Annotated in this window: 23 protein-coding genes and 1 pseudogene; 18 read left to right on the top strand and 6 right to left on the bottom strand. The window is 66.1% G+C overall.

Annotation, left to right across the window (positions count from 1 at the left end; all coding sequences use genetic code 11):
• The first annotated feature begins 99 nt into the window (after nucleotides 1-99).
• Entirely contained in the window at nucleotides 100-696 is a 597-nt protein-coding gene (locus tag B015_RS0116840; protein ID WP_018428895.1) for a TetR/AcrR family transcriptional regulator, read from the top strand.
• Between the two features lie 12 nt (nucleotides 697-708).
• Here the strand turns inward: B015_RS0116840 and B015_RS31115 are convergent.
• Nucleotides 709-1861: pseudogene (locus B015_RS31115) on the bottom strand (alpha-hydroxy acid oxidase).
• Nucleotides 1862-2024: 163 nt separating this feature from the next.
• Between B015_RS31115 and B015_RS0116830 the strand changes: the two are divergent.
• Nucleotides 2025-2702: a TetR/AcrR family transcriptional regulator C-terminal domain-containing protein gene (locus tag B015_RS0116830; RefSeq protein ID WP_018428894.1), complete on the top strand. Its 678-nt coding sequence runs from the start codon at nucleotides 2025-2027 to the stop codon at nucleotides 2700-2702.
• Nucleotides 2703-2711: 9 nt separating this feature from the next.
• Here the strand turns inward: B015_RS0116830 and B015_RS0116825 are convergent, their stop codons facing one another.
• Nucleotides 2712-3053 (bottom strand): helix-turn-helix transcriptional regulator, encoded by a 342-nt coding sequence (locus B015_RS0116825; RefSeq protein WP_018428893.1) that lies wholly within the window; start codon nucleotides 3051-3053, stop codon nucleotides 2712-2714.
• 140 nt (nucleotides 3054-3193) lie between these two features.
• Here B015_RS0116825 and B015_RS0116820 point away from each other — a divergent pair, with 140 nt between their 5' ends.
• Together B015_RS0116820 and B015_RS0116815 are read left to right on the top strand one after the other, a co-directional pair.
• Nucleotides 3194-4366, top strand: coding sequence for an MFS transporter (locus B015_RS0116820; RefSeq protein WP_018428892.1), 1173 nt, complete (start codon nucleotides 3194-3196; stop codon nucleotides 4364-4366).
• 75 nt (nucleotides 4367-4441) lie between these two features.
• The gene (locus B015_RS0116815) at nucleotides 4442-5158 is read left to right on the top strand and encodes a class I SAM-dependent methyltransferase (protein ID WP_157632772.1); all 717 of its coding nucleotides are present in this window, start codon (nucleotides 4442-4444) and stop codon (nucleotides 5156-5158) included.
• Between the two features lie 9 nt (nucleotides 5159-5167).
• On the opposite strand, the gene B015_RS0116810 is transcribed toward B015_RS0116815, so the two are convergent.
• Complete coding sequence (locus B015_RS0116810; protein ID WP_018428890.1) at nucleotides 5168-6514, bottom strand: Nramp family divalent metal transporter; 1347 nt, start codon at nucleotides 6512-6514, stop codon at nucleotides 5168-5170.
• A 178-nt stretch (nucleotides 6515-6692) separates the two neighbouring features.
• Here B015_RS0116810 and B015_RS0116805 point away from each other — a divergent pair, with 178 nt between their 5' ends.
• The 5 genes from B015_RS0116805 (at nucleotide 6693) to gcvA (ending at nucleotide 12153) form a co-directional block, all read left to right on the top strand.
• On the top strand, nucleotides 6693-7292 hold the full coding sequence (locus tag B015_RS0116805; RefSeq protein ID WP_018428889.1) for a TetR/AcrR family transcriptional regulator: 600 nt from the start codon (nucleotides 6693-6695) through the stop codon (nucleotides 7290-7292).
• A gap of 98 nt (nucleotides 7293-7390) precedes the next feature.
• A complete protein-coding gene (locus B015_RS0116795) occupies nucleotides 7391-8593 on the top strand; it encodes a DUF418 domain-containing protein (protein WP_018428887.1) in 1203 nt (400 codons plus the stop codon).
• Nucleotides 8594-8709: 116 nt separating this feature from the next.
• Nucleotides 8710-9621 (top strand): neutral zinc metallopeptidase, encoded by a 912-nt coding sequence (locus B015_RS0116790; protein ID WP_018428886.1) that lies wholly within the window; start codon nucleotides 8710-8712, stop codon nucleotides 9619-9621.
• A gap of 126 nt (nucleotides 9622-9747) precedes the next feature.
• Nucleotides 9748-10665, top strand: coding sequence for an aldo/keto reductase (locus B015_RS0116785; protein WP_018428885.1), 918 nt, complete (start codon nucleotides 9748-9750; stop codon nucleotides 10663-10665).
• Nucleotides 10666-11148: 483 nt separating this feature from the next.
• Entirely contained in the window at nucleotides 11149-12153 is a 1005-nt protein-coding gene (gcvA, locus tag B015_RS0116775) for a transcriptional regulator GcvA (RefSeq protein WP_157632771.1), read from the top strand.
• Between the two features lie 206 nt (nucleotides 12154-12359).
• Here gcvA and B015_RS0116770 read toward each other — a convergent pair whose 3' ends face one another.
• From B015_RS0116770 to B015_RS0116760, 3 genes are read right to left on the bottom strand one after another with little or no spacing between them, the layout of a single operon-like run.
• A complete protein-coding gene (locus B015_RS0116770) occupies nucleotides 12360-13220 on the bottom strand; it encodes an NADPH-dependent oxidoreductase (protein ID WP_018428882.1) in 861 nt (286 codons plus the stop codon).
• Between the two features lie 36 nt (nucleotides 13221-13256).
• Complete coding sequence (locus tag B015_RS0116765) at nucleotides 13257-13841, bottom strand: SCO family protein (RefSeq protein WP_018428881.1); 585 nt, start codon at nucleotides 13839-13841, stop codon at nucleotides 13257-13259.
• Between the two features lie 14 nt (nucleotides 13842-13855).
• Nucleotides 13856-14734 carry a transporter substrate-binding domain-containing protein gene (locus tag B015_RS0116760; RefSeq protein ID WP_157632770.1) on the bottom strand — a complete coding sequence of 293 codons (879 nt, stop codon included), beginning with the start codon at nucleotides 14732-14734 and terminating at the stop codon, nucleotides 13856-13858.
• Nucleotides 14735-15080: 346 nt separating this feature from the next.
• Between B015_RS0116760 and B015_RS0116755 the strand changes: the two genes are divergently transcribed.
• From B015_RS0116755 to B015_RS0116715, 9 genes are all read left to right on the top strand, one after another.
• Nucleotides 15081-16163: a PhnD/SsuA/transferrin family substrate-binding protein gene (locus B015_RS0116755; RefSeq protein ID WP_018428879.1), complete on the top strand. Its 1083-nt coding sequence runs from the start codon at nucleotides 15081-15083 to the stop codon at nucleotides 16161-16163.
• Nucleotides 16164-16225: 62 nt separating this feature from the next.
• Nucleotides 16226-17071, top strand: coding sequence for an ABC transporter permease (locus tag B015_RS0116750; RefSeq protein ID WP_018428878.1), 846 nt, complete (start codon nucleotides 16226-16228; stop codon nucleotides 17069-17071).
• A 48-nt stretch (nucleotides 17072-17119) separates the two neighbouring features.
• Complete coding sequence (locus B015_RS0116745) at nucleotides 17120-18208, top strand: ABC transporter substrate-binding protein (RefSeq protein ID WP_018428877.1); 1089 nt, start codon at nucleotides 17120-17122, stop codon at nucleotides 18206-18208.
• Between the two features lie 30 nt (nucleotides 18209-18238).
• The gene (locus B015_RS0116740) at nucleotides 18239-19306 is read left to right on the top strand and encodes an ABC transporter substrate-binding protein (RefSeq protein WP_018428876.1); all 1068 of its coding nucleotides are present in this window, start codon (nucleotides 18239-18241) and stop codon (nucleotides 19304-19306) included.
• An 80-nt stretch (nucleotides 19307-19386) separates the two neighbouring features.
• Nucleotides 19387-20160 (top strand): ABC transporter ATP-binding protein, encoded by a 774-nt coding sequence (locus tag B015_RS0116735; RefSeq protein ID WP_018428875.1) that lies wholly within the window; start codon nucleotides 19387-19389, stop codon nucleotides 20158-20160.
• Nucleotides 20157-20633 carry a tetratricopeptide repeat protein gene (locus B015_RS0116730; protein ID WP_018428874.1) on the top strand — a complete coding sequence of 159 codons (477 nt, stop codon included), beginning with the start codon at nucleotides 20157-20159 and terminating at the stop codon, nucleotides 20631-20633. The genes B015_RS0116735 and B015_RS0116730 overlap by 4 nt, the downstream gene beginning before the upstream one ends.
• Nucleotides 20634-20655: 22 nt before the next feature.
• Nucleotides 20656-21594, top strand: a complete 939-nt coding sequence (locus B015_RS0116725) for an amidohydrolase family protein (protein ID WP_018428873.1) — start codon at nucleotides 20656-20658, stop codon at nucleotides 21592-21594.
• A 52-nt stretch (nucleotides 21595-21646) separates the two neighbouring features.
• Entirely contained in the window at nucleotides 21647-21868 is a 222-nt protein-coding gene (locus B015_RS33330) for a hypothetical protein (protein ID WP_157632769.1), read from the top strand.
• Between the two features lie 19 nt (nucleotides 21869-21887).
• On the top strand, nucleotides 21888-22232 hold the full coding sequence (locus B015_RS0116715; RefSeq protein WP_018428871.1) for a metalloregulator ArsR/SmtB family transcription factor: 345 nt from the start codon (nucleotides 21888-21890) through the stop codon (nucleotides 22230-22232).
• Nucleotides 22233-22242: the final 10 nt, after the last annotated feature.

Here is a 22242-nt window from a genome sequence, read left to right as displayed (position 1 = left end):
CGCGTAGCTTACTACTTGTAAGTTACTGATGGTAACATATGTGGCGCGCGGCGATGTTCAAGCCGCGGGCCGAAAAATTTCAGACCGGATGCGAAGGCCATGACGACTGCTAGCTCGACGAAAAAACTGCCCAAGGCCGAACGGCGCGCGCAGTTGCTGGAGGCCGCGCAGGAGTTGGTGCGCGAGGAAGGCACCGATGCGCTGACGCTCGCCCGGGTGGCCGAGCGGGCGGGGGTGAGCAAGCCGATCGCCTATGAGCATTTCGGCACGAGGGCGGGGCTGCTGATGGCGCTGTTCTCGTCCTACAATGACATGCAGTTCAAGACGCGGCGCGAGGCGCTTGCCAGTTGCGGCAAGACGCTGCGCGATGTCGCCGGCATCCTGGGCGAAGCCCATGTGCTCTGCGCCAGCCGGACCGGGCCCGAGGCCGGCGCGGTGTTTTCAGCGCTTTCGGGCACGGAGGAGATGGACGAGTTTCGCCAGACGCTGCGCGACGGCTATCTCGCCGAGTATCGGGACGCTGTTTCGCGCTTCGTCGATCTGCCCGCCGATATTGGCGAGACTGTGCTGTCGGGGCTCCTCGGGGCGGCGGAGGCCGTGTCGCGGGATGCGGCGGCGGGCCGTATTTCATATGACGATGCGGTTGCCGGCCTGGCCGAGCTGTTCACCGCGACGCTGGAGCGCTTCAAGCGCTGACGGCCGTCGCCGTCAGCGGTAGCGGAGATTGTCGCGCGACAGCTGGTCGAGGCGGCTGACGCCCATCAGCTTCATGTCGCGCTCGATCTCGCCGCGCAGATTGCCGAGCGCCTTTTCGACGCCCGTCTGGCCGCCGGGCGGCCAGCGCATAGAGATAGAAATGGCCGCCGGAGCAGGCGGTGGCGCCGGCGGAAATGGCTTTCAGGACATGGCTGCCACGGCGGATGCCGCCATCGCAGATGATGTCGATGCGGCCGCCGACGGCGTCCGCTATCTCGGAGATCTGGTCGAAGGGCGCGCGCGCGCCGTCGAGCTGGCGGCCGGCATGGTTGGAGACCATGATGGCGCCGGCGCCGATGTCGACGGCGCGCCTGGCGTCGGCGACGCTCATGATGCCCTTGAGGCAGAACGGGCCGCCCCAGCGCTTGCGCACCTCCTCGGCGTCGCTCCAGTCCATCGACTGGTCGAGCATCCTGGTGAAATAGTCGCCGATGGAAATGGCGATGTCGGTGCCTTCGCTGACATGGCCTTCGAGCTGCGGCAGGCTGAATTTTTCGCGCAGCAGATAATTCAAGGTCCATGACGGGTGCAGGGCGAAGCTGGCGAGACTGGCCAGCGTCAGCTGCGGCGGGGAGGTGAAGCCGGTGCGCAGGTCGCGTTCGCGGTTTCCGCCGGTGATGGAATCGACCGTCAGGGTGAGCACCTCGAACTTCGCCTCGCGGCAGCGTTCGACCATGCTCCAGTTCAGGCCCTGGTCCTTGTGGAAATAGAGCTGGAACATCTTGGGCGCCGAAATGGTGCGGCCGATCTCCTCGATGCCGACTGTGCCGAGTGCCGAGACGGCGAACATGGTGCCGAATTTCTGCGCTGCCCGGCCGACCGCACGCTCGCCGTCATGGTGAAACAGCCGCTGCAGGGCGGCGGGCGCGCAAAACAGGGGCATCGCCAGCTTTTGACCCATCATGGTGACCGACATGTCGACGTCCTTGACGCCGGCGAGCACGTTGGGCACGAGGTCGCAGGACTGGAAGGCCTCGGTGTTGCGGCGGTAGCTGGTTTCGTCCTCGGCCGCGCCGTCGATGTAGTGGAACACAGGCGAGGGCAGGCGGCTTTTGGCGAGGGCGCGGAAGTCCTCGACATTGCGGCAGCGATCGATGCGCGACATCAGCTGTCCCCCATCAGCTCTGTTGGCTCCCAGGCCGGGGCCAGAAAGCGAGATTAGGCCAAGTCGGCGCCGGCAAACAGCCGGTGCGGCGCGATCGTGCTTGTAGGGAACTGGACCGACCAGTACGTATTGTACGATCAGGTGGCTTGCGGGACAGGGCCGGATGGCGAAGATGACTTCATCGGGGCAGGGCACGTCGGGTCAGGGCACCGGTGTGAAACAAGACGGCCGCTCGGCGCGCAAGCGCCGCGCCATTCTGGAGGCCGCGACCGAAGTGTTCCTGCGCAGCGGCTATCTCGGCACCAATATGGACGAGATCGCAGCCCTGTCGGAGGTGTCGAAGCAGACCGTCTACAAGCACTTCTCCAGCAAGGAGGCGCTGTTCATCGAGATCGTGATGAGCATGACCAACCGCGCCGGCGACATGGTGCATGACGAAGCGCCGCGACTGCCGGAACGCGGCGAGGTCGAGGCCTATCTCTTCGACTACGCCCTGCGCCAGCTGACCGTGGTGGTGACGCCGCGCATCATGCAGCTGAGGCGGCTGGTCATCGGCGAGGTCTCGCGATTCCCCGACCTGGCGCGGGTGCTCTACGAACGCGGACCGGCACGCGCGCTCGGCATGCTCGCCGGCATCTTCAGGCAGCTGGACGAAAAGGGTGTGCTCGACGTCGACGACCCCGACACCGCGGCAACCCATTTCAACTGGCTGGTGATGTCGGCGCCGCTCAACCAGGCGATGCTCTTGGGCGACAGCGCCATCCCCGGACCGGATGAAATGCGCCACCATGCGAGAGAAGGCGTGCGCGTGTTTCTCGCCGCCTATGGCAGGAAGGACTGAGCGGCGAGGTTAGCCTTCGTCCTTGAGGCGTTCGAGCTGCGGAAGCTCCTGGGCGGCGGTGATGATCGAATCGAGCAGGCCGGGAAAACGGCCGTCGAGCTCGCCGCGCCGCAGCGTGATCAGCCGGCTGGTGCCGGAGACTTCCGTGCTGGTGATGCCGGCCTCGCGCAGCTTGGCCAGATGGTAGCTGAGATTGGTCTTGGAGCCGAATTCGAGGAACTGGCCGCAGCTCATCGCCACGCCTTCGTTGCGCGCCAGATAGCCGACGATGGCAAGGCGCGTCTGGTCGCCGAGCACCGAGAGCACGTTGGCGAGGCTGATCTGGTCGGGGTTGGGGTGCGGCAGTGACATGATCCGAAGGTAGACGTGGCAAGGACGGGCTTCAAGCGGCCCGTGCTGACATGAGGCTGGCAGGAGCCGACGAAAGCCACATTGACATGTCGTCGGGTTAAGTTCAATAGTTCAACGAATTTTGAACTAAGGACAGCGTCATGGACAAGCGCCTTATCTGGCTGGCGGTCGGCTCATTCGCCATGAGCACCGTCGGCTTCGTGTTTTCGAGCCTGCTTCCGGCGATTGCCGGCGACGCGCATGTCTCCATACCCTTTGCGGGTTACCTGATCATGGCGTTCTCGCTCGCCTATGCCATCGGCGCGCCGGTGCTGTCGGCGCTGGCCGGCGAGATCGACCGCCGGCGCATCCTGGCCGCCACCATGCTGGTTTTCGTCGCCGGCAACCTGGTGGCGGCGTCGAGCTCGTCGTTTTCAGGGCTGCTGCTGGCACAGATCATGATGGGCATGTCGGCCGGCCTCTACGCCGCCACCGCCCAGGCGACGGCGGTGTCGCTGGCCGGGCCCGAGCATCGGGCGCGCGCCATCGCCGTTGTCGTCGGCGGCACGACATTCGCCGTGGCGCTGGGCGCGCCGGTCGGTTCGCTGATCGCCACCATGTGGGGCTGGCGCGGCACATTCGTCGCCATCGCCTTCCTGGCGCTGGTCTGCGCCGCCATCCTGTGGGTGCGGCTGCCCCGGGGATCGCGCGGCATCAAGCTGACGCTCGGTGAGCGCTTCACCGCCGTTGCCCGGCCGGGCATCCTGCCGTCGCTTCTGGTGACGCTGCTCTATCTCGCCGGCGGCTTCACCGTCATCTCCTACATCGCGCCGCTGGCGTTGGAAGGGGCGGGCCTGCCCGTCATCGCCCTGCCGGGCATGCTGCTTGCCTTCGGTGCGGGTGCCGTCATCGGCAACCTGTCGAGCGGCTATCTCGCCGACCGGATCGGGGCGACGCGCATGGTGGTGATCTCGCTTCTGATGTCGTCGGGCTTCTGCATCGCCATTGCGCTGACGCTGAAGCTTCTGCCGCACCATCTGGCCGGGCCGGTGCTGATCGGCCTGATGGTGCCGTGGGGCATCATCGGCTGGGCCTTTCCGCCGGCGCAGGCGAGCCGCATCGTCGGTTTCGCGCCCGAGCTTGCACATCTGACCCTGTCGCTGAACGCCTCCGCACTCTATTTCGGCATCGCCTTCGGTACGGTCATCGGCGGGCGCGTGCTGGAATTCGCCCGGCCGTCCGATCTCGGCCTTGTGGCGGCGGCGTTCCCGCTGGTGGCGCTGGCGGTGCTGGCACTGTCGCGCCGGTCGGCGCGCGTTGCGGTGGCACGCTGATTTCCGTTGCCGTGGCAGTGGGGGAGATCGGAGCTCGATGGCATAGACCTCGCTTTGGAAATGCGCGAGGCGGCCATGCAGCAGGACGAGAAACACTGGAGCGATGTCGCCGCGCAATGGATCGCCTGGGCGCGTGCGCCGGGACATGACGCCTTCTGGGCCTATCGCAAGGGGCTCGTCGATTTCATCGGCAAGGGATCCGGCCGGGCGCTGGAGGTCGGCTGCGGCGAGGGCCGGGTTTCCCGCGAACTCAAGGCGCTCGGCTACCATGTGACGGCGACAGACGCCGTGGCGGCCATGGTCGAGGCGGCGCGTGAAGCCAGCTCGGCCGACGACTATCATGTCGCCGGCCTCAGTGACCTGCCTTTCGACGATGCCTCGTTCGACCTGGTCATGGCCTACAACGTGCTGATGGATGTCGAGGACGTGCCAAGTGCTGCGCACGAGATCCGCCGCGTCCTGAAGCCTGAAGGCACGCTGTTCGTCTCGCTGGTCCATCCGTTCCGCGACCGCGGCCGCTTTGCCGGGCGCGCACCCGATGCGCCGTTCGTGATCGACGGCAGCTATTATGGGCGCGACTATTTCGAGGGCGAGGAGGCCAGGGACGGGCTGACGATGCACTTCGCCGGCTGGTCGCAGCCGCTCGAGGACTATATGGCGGCGTTCGAGGCGGCGGGGCTGGCGATCACGGGCCTGCGCGAACCCATTCCCGACACTGCCGACACCGACCAGCTGCGTCAGTGGTCGCGCATCCCGCTGTTCCTGTGGCTGAAGGCGCGGATCCTCGCCTGAGGACCGGCGTCAAACCAGGACGAAATCGAGCAGCAGCTTGACGTTGAGGGCGGCGATCACGACCGCGATCAGCATGGCGATGGATACCAGCCAGCGCGGGGCGACGAGGTCGCCCATCTTCTTCCTGTTGGCGGTGAACAGCACCAGCGGGAAGACGGCGAAGGACAGCTGCAGGCTGAGCACCACCTGGGTGAGGATCAGGAGCTTGGCGGTGCCGACTTCGCCGAACCACAGCGTGACGGCTGCGGCCGGCACGATGGCGATGGCGCGGGTGACGAGGCGGCGCAGCCATGGTGGCAGCTTGATGCGGAGAAAACCCTCCATCACGATCTGCCCGGCAAGGGTGGCGGTGACGGTGGAGTTGATGCCGCAGCAGAGCAGGGCGATGCCGAACAGCGTCGGCGCGATGGCGATGCCGAGCAGCGGCGCGAGCAGCGCGTGGGCTTCGCCGATCTCGATCACGTCGGTGCGTCCCTGAGCGTAGAAGGTGGCCGCGGCCAGGATCAGGATCGAGGCGTTGATGAGCAGGGCGAACATCAGCGCGATGGTCGAATCCCACGTCGCGTAGCGCAGCGCCTGGCGCTTTTCGACCAGCGTTTCGCCATAGGCGCGCGTCTGCACGATGCCGGAATGCAAATAGAGATTGTGCGGCATGACGGTGGCGCCGAGAATGCCGAGCGCGAGATAGAGCATCTCGGGATTGGTGACGATCTCGGTCGTCGGCGCAAAGCCGGTGACGACGGCGCCCCAGTTCGGGTCGGCAAGCGCCACCTGGATGGCGAAGCAGACGGCGATGACGCCCAACAGCGTGATGATCAGCGCCTCGACCCAGCGGAAGCCGAGCTTCTGCAGATAGAGGATCAGGAACACGTCGAGGGCGGTGATGATCACGCCGAGTTCGAGGGGAATGCCGAAGATGAGGTTGAGGCCGATGGCCGTGCCGATGACCTCGGCGATGTCGGTGGCGATGATGGCGACTTCGGCCATGAACCACAGCACGAAGGCGACCGGGCGCGGGAAGGCATCGCGGCAGGCCTGGGCGAGGTCGCGGCCGGAGCCGATGGCGAGGCGGGCGCAGAGCGCCTGCAGGACGATCGCCATGACGTTGGAGACGAGCGCCACGAACAAAAGCGTGTAGCCGAACTTCGAACCGCCGGCGATCGACGTCGCCCAGTTGCCGGGATCCATGTAGCCGACGGCGACGAGATAGCCGGGGCCGATGAAGGCGGCGGCCTTGCGCCAGGTCGGGCCGTCGCTGCGGACGGCGACCGAACGGTGGACATCGGAGAGCGACCCTTCGCCTCGCGCCGTCCGCCAACCTTCAGTGTCTTCGGCCGGCCGGGTGTAGGAGTCCACCTGAGTTTCCTAGTCGCAGTTGCAATTCATTTGCAAGAATACCGCAAGGCGGCGGTTTGGCAAGCCCCCGGCCGCGGGGATTTGAACGGGCCGGTCTCCGGCGCGGCCGCGCCGGTTGACTCCGTTCGTCGTGCCAGTTAATAGATCGACTAGTCTATTAATTAATGATGAAAAAAAGATGCGGAAGGTCGATCCCGAAAAGCACGCGGCGAGGCGGCAAGCTATCCTCGACGCGGCCAAGGCGTGTTTTGCCAAGAAGGGCTTTCACCAGACGAGCACGGCCGAGATCTGCGCCGCCGTCGGCATGAGCCCGGGCAACCTGTTCCATTACTTTCCCAACAAGCAGGCGATCATCGGCGCCATCGTCGACCAGGAAGGGGAGGAGACGGCGGCCTTCTTCCGCGATCTCGGCGCGCGCGACGATCTTTATGGTGCGCTGGTCGAGTTCATGGATGTGGTGCTGGACCTGGCTGGCGACGTCGATTTCGCGTCACTGGCGCTGGAGATCTCGGCCGAGGCCGGCCGCGAGCCGACGATCGCCGCCCGGGTCGGACGCAACGACCGCGAGCTGAGGGCGGCACTGGAACAGCTTTTGACCGACGCTGGTGCGCGCGGCCAGGTCGATCCGACGCTCGACATCGCCGACACCGCGACCTGGATCGCGGCCCTTGTCGACGGCGTGTTCAACCGCGTCGCCGTCGATCCCGACTTCAAGCCTGAGAACCACCACAAGACCATGCGGACCTTGCTTGGCCGCTACCTGAGGCCACAGGCCTAGACCAAGAGCCCGAGGCCGCAGGCCGAGACCGAGAGCATGCGGCCGCAGGCCGAGACCGAGAACATGCGGCCGCAGGCCGAGACGGAGAGCACCAAATCATGAGTACGCTTGCCCTGAAGCCGACCAGGCAGGAGCGCATCGTCAATGTCGATGCGCTGCGCGGCTTCGCCTTGTTCGGCATTCTCGTCGTCAACATCACCGCATTCTCCTCGCCCTTCTACGGGCTGGGCGTCGCCGATCCCGCCTTTTCCGCACCGCTCGACAAGATGGTGCAGTTCGTGATCGCCTTGCTGTTCGAGACCAAGTTCTACCTGCTGTTCTCGTTCCTGTTCGGCTACAGCTTTACCTTGCAGATGCAGTCGGCCGAGCGCGCCGGCGAGGCCTTCGTGCCGAGGCTGCTGCGGCGGCAGGCCGGACTGTGGGCCATCGGGCTTTTGCATGCCATCCTGCTGTTCCACGGCGACATCCTGACCACCTATGCCGTGCTCGGCATGGTGCTGCTGGTGCTGCGCGATATCGAGGAGCGAACGGCGCTCCGGCTTGCCTTCTGGCTGGTCGCGGTGACGGCGCTGGCCTGGGCGGCGCTGAGCACGCTGGCAGCGCTCGATCCGGTGGCGATCGATCTGGCGTCCGCGCGGGCAGAAGGCGAAGCGGCAATGGCCGCCTATCGCGGCTCGCCGTCGACAGTCGTCGGCCAGCATCTCCAGGAGCTCGGCACCGTCTGGGTGGTGATCGGGCTGATGCAGGGACCATGCGCGCTGGCGATGTTTTTGGTTGGGCTGGTGGCCGGCAAGCGCGAGCTGTTCGTCAGGCTCGACGACTACAGGCCGCTGATGCGGCGTCTGCTGGTGGCCGGGCTGCTCGTCGGCCTGCCGGGTGCCGCCGCCTATGCCTTCTGCTCGATCTATTTGGTCGGCACCTTCTGGGAGCTGCCGGGGCTGGCGATCGGGCTCGCCACCGCGCCGCTGCTGACCGGCGCCTATGTGGCGCTGGCGATGCTTGTCTTCGAGCGCTTCAAGGCCGTGCCGCGGCTCCTGGCGCCGGCCGGGCGCATGGCGCTGTCCAACTATCTGCTGCAGTCGCTGGTCTGTTCGGTGCTGTTTTACGCCTATGGCTTCAGGCTGATGGGCGAGGTGTCGCCGCTGGGCGGCGCGGCGGTTGCGGTTGCGCTGTTCGGTTGCCAGCTGGTGCTGAGCCGCTGGTGGATGGGGCGCTTCGCCTATGGGCCTCTGGAATGGCTGCTGCGGGCCATCACCATCGCCGCATGGCCCAGATGGCGCAAGCCGGCGATGGCTTCGTGACGGCTGTCGGCAAGGGTCAGAAATCCTGTGACTTGCTGCAACCGTTGCGATAATCCTTGGGAACCGGAAGCACATTGCCGTCGTTTCCGCCGCAACGAAGCATCGAGGGATTGCCTATGCGCTGGAGAGGCCGCCGCCAGAGCGACAACATCGAAGACGTGCGCGGCCAGGATGGCGGCGGCGGCATGGGCGGCGGGTTCGGCGGGGGCGGCGGACGCCTGCCGATCGGACCGCGCGTCGGCGGCGGCGGACTGTCGGGCATCATCATCCTGGTGATCCTGTTCTTTGCGCTGCGCGCCTGCGGCATCGATCCGATGCAGGTGCTTGATGGCGGCGACGGCTCGATGTCGGGCGGCGGCGGCCAGGTCAGCCAGGGCGGCGCGCCTGCCAATGACGAGATGACCCAGTTCGTTCGCACCGTGCTGGCCGAGACCGAAGACACCTGGAACGGCATCTTCCAGGCCGAGGGCCTGAAATACCAGGAGCCCAGGCTGGTGCTGTTCTCCGGCCAGGTGCGGTCGGCCTGCGGCTTCGCCTCGGCGGCGTCGGGCCCGTTCTATTGCCCCGGCGACCAGAAGGTCTATCTCGACACCTCCTTCTTCAACCAGCTGGCCAAGCAGTTCGGCGCCGCCGGCGATTTCGCCCAGGCCTATGTGATCGCCCACGAGGTTGGCCACCACGTCCAGAACCTCACCGGCATCCTGCCCAAGTTCAACCAGATGCGGCAGCGCATGAGCGAGGCCGACGCCAACGCCATGTCGGTGCGCGTCGAGCTGCAGGCAGACTGCTTCGCCGGCGTCTGGGGCCATTTCACCGACCAGAAGGGCCTGCTCGAACAGGGCGACGTCGAAGAGGCGCTGAACGCCGCCCAGCAGATCGGCGACGACACGCTGCAGAAGCGCATGCAGGGCTATGTCGTGCCCGAAAGCTTCAACCACGGCACCTCGGCCCAGCGCCAGCGCTGGTTCGCCCGCGGTTTCCAGAGCGGCAAGCTGTCGGACTGCGACACGTTCAACAATCCGATCTGAGGCCGATCTGAGGCCCAAAGGCCCTGATTGCGACGACGTTGCGACGCCCCGGCCAACCGGGGCGTCATTTTCTTGGAAGAGGGGACGGCCCTTGGAAAAGGGGACGGCCATTGGAGGAGGTGACGGATGGCTATTGCACGGCAGATCGAACTCGCGGCCGGCGGACCCGTGCTGTCGCGGCTGGTCTTTGGCGCGTGGCGGCTGCTCGACGAGGGCAAGCCGTCGGCCGAGGACGTGGCCCGGCTTATCGGCACGGCCGCCGACCTCGGCCTGACCAGCTTCGACCATGCCGACATCTATGGCAATTACGAGGTGGAGGCTGCCTTCGGCGCCGGCCTGGCGCGCTGGAGCGGTCGCCGCGACGACATCCAGCTGATCAGCAAATGCGACATCATGCTGAAATCGGCCAACCGGCCGGACAACCGGCTGAAGTTCTACGACACAAGCGCTGCCCACATCGTGGCTTCCGCCGAGCGCTCGCTGAAGAACCTCGGCACCGACTATCTCGACCTTCTTTTGATCCACAGGCCGGATCCGCTGATGGATGCGGACGAGACGGCGGCAGCCCTTGAGAAGCTGGTGGCGGCGGGCAAGGTGCGTGCTGTCGGCGTTTCCAATTTTTCGCCCTCGCAGTTCGACCTCCTGGCCTCGCGCCTGTCCATTCCTCTTGTCACCAACCAGATCGAGCATTCGGTGCTGGAGACCTCAGCGTTGACCGACGGCCGCCTCGACCATGCGCAAAGGCTGCGTTATCAGCCGATGATCTGGTCGCCGCTGGGCGGTGGCTCGCTGTTTTCAGGCGACGGCGCGCGCGAGCACAAGGTGCGGGCGGCGCTGACCCAGGTTGCCGCCGAGACCGGCGTCAATGACATCGGGGCTGTCGCCATCGCCTGGCTGCTGCGCCATCCGGCGCGGTTGGTGCCGGTGCTCGGCACGATGAAGCCTGCCCGGCTGGCAACGCTCGCACGCGCCCTCGACGTCACGCTCGACCGCCAGCAATGGTTTGCGATCCTCGAGGCCAGCGAGGGCAGGGCGGTGCCGTAACGCACCGCCTTCGCGAGATCGCCGGCAGTTGGGATTTCGGCACGGGCCCGACGCGGCAGGGTTCTATCGGGGTGATGGGCGACCTGCAGCACGCCCGCACCCTGAACCGGCTATGGAGGTGCTGATCTCAGCGGTTGGACCGGCCTCCCTTACATGATCTCGAGCTATCTCGTCGGCCAGGTGCCCAACGCTCACCGGGGCCAGGCTCGTTCGCCTTGACGTGCTCGATGGCGGACACATGATGTATTTCCGCTTCGATCAGCGCGTCGCCCTGAAGGAGGCGCCAGCCGCGCTCTACAAGGCCGGACGATGATCCGCCCGCCGCCACAGGCACCGGTTTTCGGCAAAACATTCCACCTCGGCCGGTGCACGGAGGATGACGTTGCTTCGGTGCGGCCGGCCGCTCTGCTTTAATATACAAAATTAGTAGACATTAGAGTGCAGCCAGGGACGGCAAGCGGGACAGCAGCGGAAGGCGGGTTATTGAGCGGGAATTTGCGGCGTTCGTCGAAGCTGCCGACGCTGGCGCGGATGCCGCCGCTGACGTCGCTGCGCGCCTTCGTGGTGGCGGCGCGCTATCTCAGCTTTACCCGGGCGGCGGAGGAGCTGCATGTCAGCTCCGCCGCCATCGGCCAGCAGGTTCGCCTGCTCGAGGAGCATCTCGGCCAGCAGCTGTTCGTACGCAGCAACCGCCAGATGACCCTGACGACAGCGGGCAAGGCGTTGGAACCGGGGCTGACCGACGCCTTCGAGGCGATGCTGGAATCGATCGCGCGTCTTTCCGGCGGCGACGAGAAGGCGACGATCCGCATATCGGTGCCGCCGTCCTTCGCCACCAAGTGGCTGATCCCCAGGCTGGAGGGTTTCCGACAGGCGGTTCCGGGCGTCGAGATCGAGGTCAAGGCGACCAGCGAGATCGCCGATGTCGAACGCGACGAGACCGACTGCGCCATCCGCTTCGGTCGGGGCGCCTATCCCGGCCTGTTCGTGGTGACGCTGTTTCCCGAGGCGGTGGTGCCGGTGTGCAGCCCGGATTTCGCCGACGACTACGATCTCGGGCCGCGCACGCGTTCGCTGCAGGGGCTGCCGCTGCTGCACGAGGAGGGGGCCGAGTACGACCCCGATCATTCGGGCTGGAGCAGCTGGCTGCGTTCGCAGGGCATTCCCGTGCGCTATTCCGAGCGCGGGCTGAAACTCAACCTGTCGTCGATGGTGCTCGATGCCGCTGTCGCCGGGCAGGGGCTGGCGCTGGCGAAACTGCGCCTGGCCGAGGCCGACCTGCGTGCCGGGCGGCTGGTGGCGCCGCTGGGCAAGCCACAGCAATTGGAGCTCGCCTATCATTTCGTCGCCGCCGCCCATAAGGCGCGCCAGCCCAGGATCGAACTGCTGCTCGACTGGCTGCGTCGGGAAAGTGCGGAACTGCGCGGCGGCCTCGCCGCCAGCGCCATTCCCGGCGTGGCAGGCGAATTTCCCGAGTTTTCAGGCTAGAGGTCGCGGGTGCTGACCGCGTGCCTGAAGCGGTGCCGCCACAGCCGGGCGTCCAGTTCGCCGATCGATCCAGCGACGGGCCGACCGTCAGGTCCGTGATCTGCGTAAGCGTCAGCCCCGCGTCGAACAGGGCAAAGCACGCGGCGAACGCCAGTTTTCGCCTGCTGCCTTTCGTCCGACCCGGGGCTATGAGGGCGCTGGAGCGCCTATTTCAGCTTGAAGCCGAGCTGCAGCAGCGCGGCGCGGATGTTCTCGCGGTTCTTCAACGCCTTTGCCGTGCCGATGCGCCGGCTGACCAGTTCGGTCCAGTCGATCAGCGGCAGCGACTGCTCCTGCTGGAAGCCGCGCATCGTCGCGTCATAGGCGGCGAGGTCGCCGGCATTGGCGGCATTGTAGCGTCCACGATGCAGCACGGTGCGGCGTGGCAGGCGCGGCTTGATGTCGGTGGCGACCTTCGGATCGGGATAGCCGACTGTCATGCCGAACACCGGCAGCACCTCTGGCGGCAGGCCGAGCAGTTCAGCGACCTGTTCGGGGTGGTTGCGGATGGCGCCGATGTAGCAGGTGCCGAAGCCGAGCGACTCGAATGCCGTCAGCGCGTTCTGGGCGGCAAGGGCGGTGTCGATCACGCCCAGCAGCAGGCTTTCGGTATAGTCGAGCCCTTCGGAGGGGCGGCTGCGTTCGGTGGTCAGGGTGCGGATGCGGGCGAGATCAGCCAGCCAGACGAGCAGCAGGGGGGCCGCCTCGACATGCCGCTGGTCGCCGGAAATCGCGTTGAGCCGGGACTTGAGCCCGGGATCCTCGACGGCGATCACGCTCCAGGCCTGCAGGTTCGACGAGGTCGGCGCCGACTGCGCCGCGGTGACGGCGAGATCGACCACCGACGCGGGCACGGCGGTCGGCAGATAGGACCGCACGCTCCGGTGCGACAGCAGCGTCTCGACGGTCTCGTTCCAGTGCGCCGTACCCAGGTCCTGGTCCTGGTCCTGGCGGTAGCGCGCCTCGGCCAGCCTCGCCGCCTGGTTGGCGGTCTGGTCGTTCGCGGCGATGGACAGGGGGAAGGGCATGGGTGGTTCTCCTGATGGGCGGGCAGGCCCGCAATCTTACTTGCCGGCGCCGAGCAGGCGCTTGAGCTTTTCGACCTGCACCTCGTGGGGGGCGAGATATTCGATCCTGTCGACGTAACGGCCCTCGGCGTCCATCAGATAGACGATCGCCGTGTGGTCCATGGTGTAGTCGTCGCCTTCCAGCGGCACCTTGCGATAGGTGGCTTTGAAGGCCCGCGCCACCGTCGCAATCTCGTCGGGCGTACCGCGCAGGCCGATGAAGCGGTGGTCGAAGGTGCCGAGATAGGAGGCCAGATATTCCGGCGTGTCGCGTTCGGGGTCGACGGTGACGAACACGACGTTGAGGCCGTCGGCGGCGGGGCCGATTTCGGCGACCGCGCCGGCCAACTCGAACAGCGTCGTCGGACAGACTTCTGGGCAATGGGTGAAGCCGAAGAACAGCGCGTAAGGCTTGCCGCGAAGATCGGCGTCCGACAGGCGCGTCCCTTTCTGGGTGGTCAGCGCGAACGGACCTCCAATGGCGAGATCGGTCGACGCCTGCGCCGCACTTACGGCATGCGGCCATGTCGCCTGCGCCACGGCTGTGAGCAGGCCAAGGGTGAGGTAGAGGGATTTCAGCATGGGTGTCCGGGCTTTCAATGGCAGTCGGGGGCGTCCTGGTCGAGATAGACCTCGAAGGCGACGTTCTCGGCCCATTTGCGGCCGAGGCCGGGCCAGTTGGGGGATGTAACCGTTCGGGCAAGGGTCGACACCGCCTCGTCGCTCAGGCGGGGCTGGTCGGTGGCAAGCAGGGCCACCAGTTCCGTCTCCTCGAGCGGGGGAAGCGTGGCGGAGAACTTCTGCCAGCCGGTCTCACCGAACAGCGGCCGGAGCAGCACCTCGTCGTGGATGGCGGCGTCGCAGCCGCCGGTCCTGACCTGCACGAGGCCGCGCGCGGGCGCTTCGGTGAGGCGGATGTTGGCGTGGTAGGCTTCGGCCAGCCGCACGCCTTCCGCATTGCCGCGCGAGATGCACACGGTGCGGCCGGCAAGGTCGTCCCAGCCGTGGATGGTGGTGTCGGTGCGCATTGCCACCGTCGCAGCCGAGCGGAAGCCGCTCCTGATGATGCGGGTTTTCTCGGGCTGTGCGTCGTTGTCGCCGCGGCGGGCCAGCACGACATCGACCGCACCTGCGGCCAGCGCGTCGTCCTCGTTGGCATCGACTTCGACGAGCTCCAGCGGCCGATCCAGAGCCGCGGCGATCTTGCGGGCCAGAAGCACGTCGAAACCCTCGGGCGTATAGAGCCTGATGTCGCTCGGTCCGGGCGGCGGCGGGATATGGGTGACACCGATGCGCAAAGCGCCGTCGCCGGCGCTCGCCACCGCCTGCGGCACCGTCGCCATCGCGGCAAGCGCCATGACGCAGCCCAGGGCGGTGCGGACAAGTGCTGTGCGGGCACCTGCCTTGCCTGTGGGCGAAATGCGGATCTTCCGCCGGTCGGCGGGCGCGTCGGAGATGCCGGCAGGGTGAGGCATGGTCGCCACCTTCATGCAGCGGTTGATGATCTTCGATGCTGTTCTAGCCCAGGCTCTTTCCTGCTTTTGGAAACAATAGCTTCTCCGGCTGCAATAAATTCTTTAATGGTTATGTAAATTCCGCGATCTAATACGCAAAACGTATCGCATCTAGAATTCTTCAACGTGTTGATGCCGTGATAATGCGCTGAGTTTTCAAAATTCTCCGGATATTTGAAATGATTTTGCTTATCCTGTCGCCTCCCTGTGGTCAGATTGACTGAAATCGACAGCAAAATAGTCTCGCAATCACAGATTTCGGGCGGCCCCATCCGGGTTCGCCGGCTGGTGAAAAATGGAGACGACAATGTGTATTCGATCGAAACTGCTGGGGCTGGCGGGCGCGCTTGCCTTTACCGTGGCAGGCGCCCTGACCTTCCAGGCCGGCACGCAGCCGGCGCAGGCCAAGGAGACGCTCGACTTCATCAACCTGCCCAAGGCGGCGTGGACGGTGGTCGGCCTGAAGAAGGGCTTCATCCAGGAAGAGTTCGCCAAGATCGGCATCAAGGACATCAACCTGATCAATCCGGGCACGGCTGAACTGTCGGGCGCGGAGGCGGCGTTGCTCGACCGCGGCGGCCTCGCCATCGCCCAGCGCATGATGTACCCGGCGACCGTGCACAAGGCCAACGGCATCGATGCCGTCATCGTCTGGCAGTCGACGGCTTCCGACAAGTTCCGCACCCCGGTCCTGGCCAAGGCGGACGCGGCGATCAATACGGTCGCCGACCTCAAGGACAAGAAGTTTGGCGGCAGCCGCGTCGGCTGCGGCTGGACCTCGCCGACCGAGATCCTGCAAAAGGCCGGCGTGCCGCTCGACACCCGCATCCGCAAGGGCGCGGTGCGCTACGAGACCATCACCAACAGCGCCGCCACCTCGGCCGCCCTGCTGAGCGGGGCGATCGACGCCACCGCCACCCACATCGCCCTGCCGGCCTCGGCGGCATTGTGGCTGTCGGGCGAGGTCAAGGTGATCGGCCGCAGCCCCGACGACGGCGTCTATGTCAATTCCGCCGGCCGGGTGTCCTATTTCGCCATGAAGCCTTTCGTCGAGGCCTATCCGGAGGCCATCCAGGCATTCCTCGTTGCCCATGAGCGCACCAAGGCCTGGATCCAGGAGCATGTCGACGAGTCGGCCGACATCATCGCCGAGGAACTGCGCGTGCCGGTCAACATCGCCAAGTTCCAGATCACCGATCCGTCGTCCTTCGAATTCATGCACGGCGAGGAATCGGCCGACAACGCCCGCGAGGCGATCCGCAAGTTCCAGAAGTTCTACATCGATGCGGGCGACGAAATCCTCGCCGAGCGCCACCTCTCCGACGAGACGATCAACCAGTTCGTCGACGCGCGTTTCTTCAAGGGCGGTCAGTACTCCGTCTACAACTGATCCTCTTGCCTCGTCGGCCCCGAGCGGGCCGACGCCCTTCCTGAAATGACTGGAGAACCACCATGAGCGTCACCACCGTGAACGCACGGCCGGAGGCTGCGCGCGCCAGGCCGGCGGAAAAACGCCTCGAAGCAGGCGCGGCCCCCAACCGGCTGCGCAACATCGGCATCGGCCTGATCATTCCCCTTGCGGTGCTGGCGTTGTGGCAACTGGCCTCGCAGCGCGCATGGGTGTCGCCGATCTTCCTGCCGCTGCCGTCCACCACCTTGCTGTCGTTCTTCGACATGGTGAACAAGCAGAGCTTCCACCTCGATTTCCTGGCCAGCATCAACATCGTCACCCAGGCCTTCGTCTATGGCTCGGTGCTGGGCATCGGGCTTGGCATTGCCGCCGGCCTGTCGCGCACGGTCGAAAAGGTGCTCGGGCCGACGCTCGACGGCATCCGCCACATTCCCGGCATCGCCTGGCTGCCGCTGATCGTGCTGTGGGTCGGCATCGGCCCCGCGGCCAAGATCGTGGTCATCACCAAGACGGTGTTCTTCCCCGTCTTCCTCAACACGCTGCAGGGCATCCGCGGCGTCGAGAAGAACTACATCGAACTCGCCAACGTGCTGACGCTGACGCGCTGGCAGCTCATCCGCAAGGTCATCATTCCCGGCGCCATGCCCTCCATCCTGGTCGGCGTGCGCTACGGCGCCAGCCTTGCCTGGGCGCTGGTGGTGGTGGCCGAGGGCCTGAGCGGCATGGAAGGCGTCGGCTACCTGATCTTCCGCGCCCAGTCGCTGCTCATGACCGACCAGCTGCTGGTCTGCATGGTGGTGATCGGTGTCGTCGGCTTCTTCATCGACCGCTCCATGGCGCTTCTGCAGCGCCACCTCCTGCGCTGGAAGCAGGGCTTCGACGGCTGACCGGCAGCAGCGCCGCGCCAACACCACTCAATCATCGAGGAGACTGACATGGGAACCAACTTCAAGCCGTCCGCGACCGACGTCGCCAACGCCGCCTCGCGCGAACTGCTCTACACCATCTGCCCGGTTCTGGTGGCGTCGAACGTGGCCCTCGAACTCGGCTGGATCGACGACGAGCTGGCAAGGGTAGGGGCATCCGCCACCTATCTCCGGTCGCTCGCCGACGAGGACGCCTGGAAGCCGCATTACGACCATTCCTCCGACAGGCTGATCCGCGATGGCGGCAACAGCCCGGCGGTGTGGGCCCAGGCCGATCTCAGGCCCACCGTGCTGATCGGCCTGACCCAGGCCCAGCCGGCCGGCAAGATCATCGTCAGGGCAAATGACGACATCTATCGCGTCGCCGATCTCAAGGGCCGCGCCTTCGGCATCTACAAGAGCCTGCGCACCGAGAAGATCGATCACCGCCGCGCCACGTCAGAGCACGGCATCCTGGCGGCGCTGGCGCTGCACGGCCTTGGCCGCGCCGATGTGCAATGGGTCGATATCGAGGACCGCGACAGCCACAAGGAGGTACCGGCGCGCACGCCGGCCGGCATCTGGGCCCAGCGCCACACCGATCTCGACGCGCTGGTTTCGGGAACCCACAGCCGCGAGGCGCGCGCCCTGCTCGAAGGCCGGATCGACGCGATCTACGACTATTCGGTCGGCAACGCCAAGCGACTGGAGGCCAGCGGCCGGTTCAAGGTCATCGACGATCTCGACCTTTATCCAGACTGGACGCTGAAGATCGCCAACGCGCCGCGCACCATCACCATCTCCAAGGAGTTCGCCGACACCCACCGGGACGTCGTCGTGGCCTTCCTGCGCGCCGCCATCCGTGCCGGGCGCTGGATCAACGCCAATCCGGATGCCGCAGCCGAGGTGTTCCAGCGCACCACGATCTACCCCGACGCCTCCGAGATCGCCCGTGCCCTGCGCGCCTACGATCTGGTGCCGAACCTGTCGGCGCAGAACCTCGCCGGCCTCACCATCGAGAAGAACTTCCTGAAGGCCCACGGCTACATCCGCAACGACTTCGATGTCGCCGAATGGGCCGATGCATCCTTCCTCGAGGAAGCGCTGGCGTCTCTCTGATCCCCCACCAACCAAGCGAAAGGACAAATCATGGTCGAAGTTCTGGAACGAAATCCCGCAACCAAGAGCGTCGAGGTCGACGCCCGCGAGGCCTACTACACCATCTGCCCGACATTCGTGGCCTCCAACGTGGCCCAGGAGCTGGGCTGGATCGAGGAAGAGTTTCGCAAGGTCGGCGCCAAGCTATCCTACCTCCGCGCCCTGCCGCCGGAGCTGGGCTATCTCCCTCATTTCGGCCACCAGCTGGATCATCTCTTCCGCGACGGCGGCAATATTCCGTCGATCTGGGCCAAGGCCGATGTGACCGACACGACGCTGCTGGGCCTGACCGCCTCGCATCACGGCGGCCAGATCCTGGTCCGCGCGGATGCCGACATCGCGTCGGTCGCCGACCTCAAGGGCCGTCGCTTCGGCATCTCCAAGAGCCTGAACACGGGCAAGGTCGACTGGTGGCGCGCCACCTCCGAGCGCGGCATCCTGGTTGCGCTGCGGCTGGCCGGGCTCAGCCGCGCCGACGTCGAGCTGATCGACGTCACCCATGAGGACAAGGGCTTCGGCCACGCCAGCCGGCCTTCGGAGCTGTGGGCCCAGCGCCGCACCGACCTGTTCTACACGCCCGAGGTCAATGCGCTGAAGGAAGGCAAGGTCGATGCGGTCTACACCAGCCACGGCCGGGGCCAGGCGCTGGAACGCTCTGGCGCCTTCAAGGCCATCGAGGACTTCTCGCGTTATCCCGACTGGACGCTGCAGGTTGCCAACAGCCCCTATGCGCTGACCGTCAACACCGACTTCGCTAGGGAAAACCGCGACATCGTCGTTGCCTTCCTGCGCGCGGCGATCCGCGCGGCGCGCTGGATCAACCAGAACCGCGAGGCGGCGGCCGAGATCCTCAACCGGGTGACCTACCACCAGACGGTGGCCGACACGGCGGCAGCCATCTCGGGCACCGACTTCCTTTTGTCGCTGTCGCCGCAGAACCTGGCCGGCCTCGACATCCAGAAGAAGTTCCTGGTCGAGCACGGCTATGTCGAGAAGGATTTCGACAGCCGCAAATGGGCCGACAACAGCTACCTCGAAGAGGCGCTGCGGTCGTTCTGACTGTCTTCCAAGACCAACATCCAACGATCCGGCCGTCGCCATTGCTGCGGCCGGATCGGACACAGCAATCGAGGTTCATCATGACTGAGCGCGGCAGCCTGGAACTCAGGGACGTCTCCAAATCCTACGTGGTCGACAACCAGGAACTCAGGGTTCTCGACCACGTCAATCTCAAGGTCTCGCCGGGCGAGTTCATCAGCATCGTCGGTCCGAGCGGCTGCGGAAAATCGACACTGCTCAGGCTGGTCGTCGGCCTCGACGGCGACTACCAGGGCCAGATCCTGCTCGACGGCGAGCGCATCGCCGGTACCAGCCTGGGGCGTGGCATCGTCTTCCAGGACCACCGCCTGCTGCCGTGGCTGACGCTGGAACAGAATGTCGACCTGGCGCTGGAGAATTCCGGCTGGCCGGCCGAGCAGCGGCGCCAGTCGGTGCGCGAGCATATCGAACTGGTCGGGCTGAAGGGCTTCGAGACGGTCTATCCGCACCAGCTCTCGGGCGGCATGTCGCAACGCGCGGCCATTGCCCGCGGGCTCGTCTACCGGCCCGAGGTGCTACTGCTCGACGAGCCTCTCGGCGCGCTCGATGCGCTGACCAGGCTGCGCCTGCAGGAAGAGCTCCTGCGCATCTGGAAGGCCGAGAAGGTGACCATGCTTCTGGTGACGCACGACGTCGAGGAGGCGATCTATCTCTCCGACCGCATCATCGTCATGCATTCCGGCCCCGGCCGCATCGCCTCCGACATCCGCGTCGACCTGCCCTGGCCGCGCGACCGTGCCAGCCACGCCTTCGCCGACGTGCGCCGCCAGATCCTGCTCGACATGGACGCCTATGCCATGGAGAAAGCGGCGTGACGGGGTCGTGGCCGGGACTTCCTCTGGCTGCAATCGCGCTGGCGCTGGTGTTCCTGTCGCCGGCCGGTGCGGCCGACACGCCGCCTGCGAGCGAGCTGCCCGACCTCACCGCCATCCGCCGCGAGATCTACACCGAGCGCTACGATGCGGCGATCGCGGAGCTGACGACCTTGGTCGAGACGCACCAGCACGCCGATCTCTACAACCTTCTGGCCTTCAGCCTGCGCCATGTCGGCCGCACCGACGAGGCCGAGAAATGGTACCGCCAGGCGCTGTACTACGACCCCGACCACAAGGGCGCGCTCGAATATCAGGGCGAGCTGTTTCTCGCCCAGGGCAAGCTCGACCGGGCTCGCGCCAATCTCGACAAGCTCGCCTATCTCTGCCCCGACGGCTGCGACGAAGCCCGGGCGCTGGAATTCGCCATCGCCGAGGCCGAGGGCAAGGTCCAGGCGGCGGCGCCCAGACAATGACTGTTTTCCAGAAAGCTGAACCATGACCCTTGCCGCGCCTGAAATCATCGACTTCCACAGCCACTATGTCGACCCAAGCTGGGAGCTCACCAACACCAGCGGGCTGAGCGGTCCAAGGCTCGCCCAATGGCAGCGGATCAACAGCCTGATCGTCGACGAGCGCGCGCTGCTGCAGGAGATCGAGGCCGGCGATCTCGCGGGCAGGGTGGTCAATACGCCGGCGACCTTCCTCGCCGGTCCCGACGGCACGGTGCCCCATGACAGCTTCAGGCGCATCAACGACCAGCTGGCGGCGCTGGTCGCGCGCCATCCCGGCAAGCTGCATGGGCTGGCGAGCGTCGACGCTTATGATGGCGAGCGCGGTGCGGTCGAACTGGTCCGCGCCGTCAGACAACTCGGGCTGCGCGGCGTCTTCGTCGAAAGCGCCAAGGGCGACCTGCTGATCGATGCGCCGCAGGCGCGGCCGACACTTGCCGCCGCCGCCGAACTCGGCGTGCCGGTGTTCCTGCATCCGGTCAATCCCCAGCCGCTGACCAGCCAGCTTGCGCCGCTCGGCCGCGCCGGCGCGCTTCTGGCGCGCGGCACCATCAACTCGGCAGCACTTGCCGCGCTGGTCCGCTCGGGCGTGCTGCGCGAACTGCCTGGGCTCAAGGTGGTGGTGACGGCATTGGCCATCGGCGGCATCCTGCTGCTTTCGGGCTTCGGGGCTGAAGAAGACGAAGACGTTGCCGCGCTGCTGCGCCGCAATGTCTTCGTCGACACGATGGGCTTCGACCCGGCGATCATCCGCGCTGCCGTCGACGTGTTGGGCGTCGACAACGTGCTGGCCGGCAGCGACTGGCCGATCGTCAACGAGGGACCGGTGCGCGAGATCTTCGCCGCGGCGATCGAGCGCGCCGGGTTGGGGCAGGCGGCGGCCGCACAGATCGGCAGCCTGAATCTGCTGCGGCTGATCGGCTGACAGGCATCCGTGCCTGGGGGCGGGGCACCGCCCCAAATGACCCGGCAGCCCGGTGCATTTTGCCGCCGCCCCTTATGTGCTGGGCGGCATCTTCATCGCCATGGCGTTGGCGGTGTTCGTGTTCAGGGTCGAGCGCTGGCCCGCAACGACTGAAGGCGCTGAGGCCGGGCCGGCACAGCAGAGCCGCATTCGGCCAGAAATCTTTGCCCCCGAAGTTTATTCAACCAATTGGTTGACATCCGTTTCGACGTTTTGTATTCAACCAATAAGTTGATAACTTAGGAGTTGAATGAATGGCAACGGATGCCCTGTCCCTCACTTTCGCCGCCCTGGCCGATCCGACGCGGCGCGCCATCCTGGCGCGTCTCGCCCAGGGGCAGACCAGCGTCGGCGAGCTCGCCGCGCCGCATCAGATGAGCCTGGCGGCGGTGTCGAAGCACATCAAGGTGCTGGAGAATGCCGGCCTGATCGCCCGCGAGAAGGACGCGCAGTACCGCTACTGCAAGCTTCAGGCCGGCCCGCTTCAGGACATCGACGGCTGGGTCGGCGCCTATCGCGGGCTGTGGCGCGACAATCTCGACCAGCTCGATGCCTATCTCGCCGACATGCAGCGCGGCGACGACACCAAAAAGCAGTGATTTCACGAGA

The sequence above is a fragment of the Hoeflea sp. 108 genome (genome assembly GCF_000372965.1).
In the GTDB taxonomy this organism is placed as follows: domain Bacteria; phylum Pseudomonadota; class Alphaproteobacteria; order Rhizobiales; family Rhizobiaceae; genus Aminobacter.
This window is presented reverse-complemented; position numbering and strand designations above follow the sequence as displayed.

Bases quoted from the DNA above. Each gene is read 5' to 3' on its own strand.
- B015_RS0116795 (WP_018428887.1), top strand. From the start codon at position 7,391: ATGAGTACGCTTGCCCTGAAGCCGACCAGGCAGGAGCGCATCGTCAAT.
- B015_RS0116790 (WP_018428886.1), top strand. From the start codon at position 8,710: ATGCGCTGGAGAGGCCGCCGCCAGAGCGACAACATCGAAGACGTGCGC.
- B015_RS0116770 (WP_018428882.1), bottom strand. From the start codon at position 13,220: ATGCCCTTCCCCCTGTCCATCGCCGCGAACGACCAGACCGCCAACCAG.
- B015_RS0116825 (WP_018428893.1), bottom strand. From the start codon at position 3,053: ATGTCACTGCCGCACCCCAACCCCGACCAGATCAGCCTCGCCAACGTG.
- B015_RS0116840 (WP_018428895.1), top strand. From the start codon at position 100: ATGACGACTGCTAGCTCGACGAAAAAACTGCCCAAGGCCGAACGGCGC.
- B015_RS0116785 (WP_018428885.1), top strand. From the start codon at position 9,748: ATGGCTATTGCACGGCAGATCGAACTCGCGGCCGGCGGACCCGTGCTG.
- B015_RS0116820 (WP_018428892.1), top strand. From the start codon at position 3,194: ATGGACAAGCGCCTTATCTGGCTGGCGGTCGGCTCATTCGCCATGAGC.
- B015_RS0116805 (WP_018428889.1), top strand. From the start codon at position 6,693: ATGCGGAAGGTCGATCCCGAAAAGCACGCGGCGAGGCGGCAAGCTATC.
- B015_RS0116755 (WP_018428879.1), top strand. From the start codon at position 15,081: ATGTGTATTCGATCGAAACTGCTGGGGCTGGCGGGCGCGCTTGCCTTT.
- B015_RS0116735 (WP_018428875.1), top strand. From the start codon at position 19,387: ATGACTGAGCGCGGCAGCCTGGAACTCAGGGACGTCTCCAAATCCTAC.
- B015_RS0116715 (WP_018428871.1), top strand. From the start codon at position 21,888: ATGGCAACGGATGCCCTGTCCCTCACTTTCGCCGCCCTGGCCGATCCG.
- B015_RS0116830 (WP_018428894.1), top strand. From the start codon at position 2,025: ATGGCGAAGATGACTTCATCGGGGCAGGGCACGTCGGGTCAGGGCACC.
- B015_RS0116740 (WP_018428876.1), top strand. From the start codon at position 18,239: ATGGTCGAAGTTCTGGAACGAAATCCCGCAACCAAGAGCGTCGAGGTC.
- B015_RS0116745 (WP_018428877.1), top strand. From the start codon at position 17,120: ATGGGAACCAACTTCAAGCCGTCCGCGACCGACGTCGCCAACGCCGCC.
- B015_RS0116760 (WP_157632770.1), bottom strand. From the start codon at position 14,734: ATGCCTCACCCTGCCGGCATCTCCGACGCGCCCGCCGACCGGCGGAAG.
- B015_RS0116725 (WP_018428873.1), top strand. From the start codon at position 20,656: ATGACCCTTGCCGCGCCTGAAATCATCGACTTCCACAGCCACTATGTC.
- B015_RS0116750 (WP_018428878.1), top strand. From the start codon at position 16,226: ATGAGCGTCACCACCGTGAACGCACGGCCGGAGGCTGCGCGCGCCAGG.
- B015_RS0116765 (WP_018428881.1), bottom strand. From the start codon at position 13,841: ATGCTGAAATCCCTCTACCTCACCCTTGGCCTGCTCACAGCCGTGGCG.
- B015_RS0116815 (WP_157632772.1), top strand. From the start codon at position 4,442: ATGCAGCAGGACGAGAAACACTGGAGCGATGTCGCCGCGCAATGGATC.